The sequence below is a fragment of the Accumulibacter sp. genome (genome assembly GCF_016789985.1).
In the GTDB taxonomy this organism is placed as follows: Bacteria; Pseudomonadota; Gammaproteobacteria; order Burkholderiales; family Rhodocyclaceae; genus Accumulibacter.
In genome coordinates this window covers 1-4,231 of record NZ_JAEUOL010000035.1, presented here as the reverse complement: position 1 = coordinate 4,231, position 4,231 = coordinate 1, and the positions used below count along the sequence as shown (strand labels likewise).

The window sequence follows — 4,231 nt, the reverse complement described above, 5'->3', positions numbered from 1 at the left end:
AGGACGAGGAAAGCAATGGCAAAGCTCATACTTAGCATGGATGGTCTGGTTCTCAAGGAAATCCAGTTGCGCAAGGAGCGCATGAGCATCGGCCGCAAGGCGCACAACGACATTCAGATCGACAACATGGCGATCAGCGGGGAGCATGCCGCTGTGGTGACCATCCTCAATGACTCCTTTCTCGAAGATCTGAACAGCACCAACGGAACGCTGGTCAACAAGCAGCCGATCAGGAAGCACTTCCTCAAGGATGGTGACGAGATCGAACTGGGCAAGTACAAGATGAAGTATCTCGTCGAAGCCGCTCCTGCCCACGAGAGTTCGGCATACGAGAAAAAAGCGCCCCTCCGCTACGCAACCTCGGCGAGCACGGCCGCATTCGGTGAGGTGGCGGCAGCCACCACCACCTCACCGGGTGACGGTGTGCTGTCCCATCTCCCGGCTGCCGCGATCCGCCTGCTCAGCGGTTCCAACGCCGGTCACCACCTGCCGTTGACCAAGACGCTGACCACTCTCGGTCGGCCCGGTCAGGTGGCGGTGATTGCCCGGCGGCAGCAGGGCTACTTTCTCACCCATGTCGAGGGCGCCGGCTTTCCGGTCTTGAACGGCCAGCCGATCGACACCCGGGCCAGGCGGTTGGAGGATCATGATCTGATCGAGATTGCCGGAGTGAAAATGGAATTCGTCCTGCAGGCCTGATGGGCGACCGCGCTCCGGTCGGGCGAGACGGCGACCTGCCCGCCGTCTCGACGACCCTGGGCAGAGACAGCATGTACAGCGATTCGGTGGGGTCAACATGAAAGTCAGGATCCTGGGTTGTAGTGGAGGCATTGGTGGTCGCCACCTGGGCACCACCTCGATTCTCGTGGACCATGACATCCTGATCGACGCGGGGACAGGGGTGACCAACCTGCCACTGGCCGAACTGGCGCTGATCGACCATGTCTTCCTGACCCATTCGCACCTCGATCACATCGCCTCACTGCCGCTCCTGATCGACTCGGTCAGCGACCTGCGCGCGCACGCCGTGACCGTCCATGCCGGCACTGCGACCCTCGAAATCATCAGTCGACACATTTTCAACTGGGCGATCTGGCCCGACTTCACCGTCATACCGAGCGGCGAACGGGCGATGATGAAGTATCGCCCGCTGGCGGTCGGAGAATCGGTTCGGCTGGGAGAGCGAACGATCACAGCACTGCCGGCCGAGCATACCGTTCCTGCGGTCGGCTATCAGCTCGACTCGGGGGCCGGAAGTCTGGTGTTTACCGGCGACACGACGCTCAATCCGGCTTTCTGGCCGGTGGTGAACCAGATTGCGAACCTGCGCTACCTGCTGATCGAGACCGCTTTCCCGAACCGCGACAAACGGCTGGCCGAGTTGTCGAAGCACCTCTGCCCGAGCATGCTGGCCGAGGAGTTGAAGAATCTGGCGGTGCCTGCCGAGCTTTACATCAGTCATCTCAAACCGAGCCAGATCGAACTGACAATGGGCGAAATCGAGGCCTGCGCAGCGCATCACAAGCCGCGGATGCTGTACAACAATCAGCTCTTCGAGTTCTGAACACAACGGCGAAAGGGCCAGGCCAATGAAGATCAGCGATCGACGCTTCCTGACGGATGCAGCGGCCTGTCGTGAGCGGCGAACCGATACGCCGCTCACCGGGCAGGCGGTCGCCATGCTCCGGGCGGGATAGAAAAAATGGCGGCGAACTGGCCTGTCGAAGGCAATCCGGGCAATCTGGGCGACATGAGTCGGCGCCTGAGCTTCTTCAAGAATCTCCAGCGGGTCACCAATAAGATTCATGGCACGAGCCATGCCGACGAAATCCTCCTCGAAATGTCGGAGGACATCTGCGGGCTTTTCCACTGTGACCGGATGACCATCTACCTGGTCAGCGAAGACCGGCAAAGCATCGTTTCCAAGCTGAAAACCGGACTCGGCTCACACAAGGACATCCGCCTGCCCATTACCGAGCAGAGCATAGCCGGCTATGTCGCCGCGTCGGGACAGCCGCTCAACCTGCGTGACGTCTACGATGACCTCGAACTGGCAAAATACAGCCCGCGACTGAGTTTTCTCAAGGACATCGATCAGCGGACAGGCTATCGTTCAAAGCAGATGCTGGTCGCGCCGATCGTCAACGCGCAGAACAACGAGCTGCTGGGCGTTGTGCAACTGATCAACAATCGGTCCGACACGCCCTTCCCGGTGGTGGCCGAGGAAGGTATCCAGGCCCTGGCGCAAACGCTGGCCGTCGCCTTCACACAGCGTCGCAACGCGCGCCCGGTACTGAAAACCAGGTACGATGCACTGGTCAGCGATGCCGTCATCTCCGCCGCCGAACTCGATCTGGCGCAGAAGTCGGCACGGCGCAAGAACCTCGATCTGGAAGAGGTGCTGACCGCCGATTTCCAGGTGCCGCTGCCGGCCGTCGGGGCTGCGCTGGCGAAGTTCTTTGCTGTTCCATACGAAGCGTTTCGTCCCGAACGCCCCCGGCCAGGCGAGTTGTTGCGCAACCTCAAGCGTGATTATGTCGAGGCGAATCAGTGGCTGCCGGTAGAGGAGAGTGCCGAAGGGGTGGTCGTCGTGGCCCTCGACCCGGAGCGCATCCGCGGTTCGCGCACCGTCAACCACGTCTTCCCGAAGAGCCCGATCGTCTATCGCGTCACCACTCGCCGGGAGTTCACGCAACTGCTGGGCCAGTTCTTCGGCGCCGTGCCGGAGATGGACTCGATGCGCGATATGTTGTCCGGGCTCGATGACGAGGAAGCCGGTGACGCCGCCGGCAGCAGCGCCGAGGTGCTCAGTGCGGCGGCCGACAACGAACTCGTCCGCCTGGTGAACCGGATCATCGTCGAGGCGCACCAGAAAGGCGCCTCGGACATCCATATCGAGCCGCGACCGGGCAAGGAAAAGACCGTCGTCCGCTTCCGCCGGGACGGTACGCTGTCGCCCTATATCGAGATTCCCGCCGCCTACCGCGGCGCCCTGCTGACGCGCATCAAGATCATGGCGGATCTGGACATCTCGGAGAAACGCCGGCCGCAGGATGGCAAGATCAGGTTCAAGCGCTGGGGTCCGCTGGACATCGAGCTGCGGGTGGCGACGGTGCCGACCGCCGGCGGCCTGGAGGATGCGGTACTGCGCATCCTGAGCGCCGGCGAACCCATTCCGCTCGATCAGCTCGGCGTCACGCCACACAACCTGACGCGACTGAAAGCCCTGATTGCCAAGCCTTACGGGCTGTTCTTCGTGTGCGGCCCGACCGGGTCGGGCAAGACGACCACCCTGCACTCGATCCTCAGTCACCTCAACAAGCCGGAGACCAAGATCTGGACCGCCGAGGACCCGGTGGAGATCACCCAGAAGGGTCTGCGTCAGGTGCAGGTCAACAAAAAGGCCGGGCTCGATTTTGCCACCGTGATGCGCGCCTTCCTGCGCGCCGACCCCGACGTGATCATGGTCGGCGAGATGCGCGACCGCGAAACCGTGGCGATTGGCATCGAAGCGTCGCTCACCGGCCACCTCGTCCTGGCCACCCTGCATACCAACAGCGCGCCGGAGTCGATCAACCGCCTGCTGGACATGGGCATGGACCCGTTCAATTTTGCCGACGCACTGCTCGGCATCGTCGCCCAGCGCCTCGCCAAACGGTTGTGCACGTCGTGCAAAGAGGCCTACCAGCCGGCGCCGGAGGAGGTCGGCGATCTGCTCTCCGAGTACTGCGTCGAACTGGCGCAGACCACCGCCTGGCAGGCCGATCCCAAGGCAGCCGCCGATCGGGTGCATCAGGAATGGCTCACCCAGCATGCCAGGGATGGCCGTTTCACACTCTATCGCGCCCGCGGTTGCGAAGTCTGCGCGGGGAGTGGCTACAAGGGCAGGGTGGGGCTGCACGAACTGCTGAGCGGCACCGACCTCATGAAGAAGCAGATCCAGGACCGTGCGCGCGTCGCCGAGCTCTTCAGGACAGCCCTCAATGAAGGCATGCGCACGCTCAGGATGGACGGCATCGAGAAGGTCCTCGCCGGCATCACCGATCTGAAGCAGGTGCGTGCGGTGTGTGTCAAGTAGGTGGGGCGATGCGGCTTACCACCTATCATGTTTCGGCCCCCTGAAAGAACTTGGGAAGAGGCAGTGCGCTGGCAGCGCGTCTCAAGAGAAGGCGGATGCCGCGTTTGAACCAGGAAAGGGCACTGCGATAGGCTTTGCGGACACTCCAATGGT

3 protein-coding genes are annotated in these 4,231 nt (G+C 62.3%); all 3 read left to right on the top strand.

Annotated features, from left to right (window positions below):
* Nucleotides 1-699 (top strand): FHA domain-containing protein (locus JNK99_RS02035; protein ID WP_366518685.1); only part of this gene is annotated, 699 nt, incomplete at its 5' end.
* A gap of 97 nt (nucleotides 700-796) precedes the next feature.
* The gene (locus JNK99_RS02030) at nucleotides 797-1,564 is read left to right on the top strand and encodes a 3',5'-cyclic-nucleotide phosphodiesterase (protein WP_291847895.1); all 768 of its coding nucleotides are present in this window, start codon (nucleotides 797-799) and stop codon (nucleotides 1,562-1,564) included.
* Nucleotides 1,565-1,702: 138 nt separating this feature from the next.
* On the top strand, nucleotides 1,703-4,078 hold the full coding sequence (locus tag JNK99_RS02025) for a GspE/PulE family protein (RefSeq protein ID WP_291847892.1): 2,376 nt from the start codon (nucleotides 1,703-1,705) through the stop codon (nucleotides 4,076-4,078).
* Nucleotides 4,079-4,231: the final 153 nt, after the last annotated feature.

Coding starts and splice junctions, on each gene's coding strand:
- JNK99_RS02030 (WP_291847895.1), top strand. CDS start 797: ATGAAAGTCAGGATCCTGGGTTGTAGTGGAGGCATTGGTGGTCGCCAC.
- JNK99_RS02025 (WP_291847892.1), top strand. CDS start 1,703: ATGGCGGCGAACTGGCCTGTCGAAGGCAATCCGGGCAATCTGGGCGAC.